Annotated in this window: 1 protein-coding gene; it reads left to right on the forward strand. The window is 28.3% G+C overall.

Annotated elements, in window-relative coordinates:
- Positions 1-251 (forward strand): hypothetical protein (locus tag AOA62_RS32340; protein ID WP_218244239.1); only part of this gene is annotated, 251 nt, incomplete at both ends.

A 251-nucleotide genomic window follows, 5' to 3' on the forward strand; every position in this document is an offset into this window, starting at 1 on the left:
ATTTATAATGATTGTATTGAATATGCTAATACCTCTGCTATTTATTCATATCTTCAGACAACTAAGCTGGACGAGGATGATAATAAGTTGTTAACGTTAGCTCGAAACATAGTTAAAGAAACTTTTAAATTTAGAAATTTGGTAAATGATGATAATCCTAATTTGTCAATTAATACTTGGGACGCTTCATGGAATCAGATTGTTCAAATAGCTAAAGAATATTTGCCTGATGAATTATCAACATTTAATAG

This window comes from Pseudomonas sp. 2995-3, assembly GCF_002742565.1.
GTDB classification, from domain to species: Bacteria; Pseudomonadota; Gammaproteobacteria; order Pseudomonadales; family Pseudomonadaceae; genus Aquipseudomonas; species Aquipseudomonas edaphica.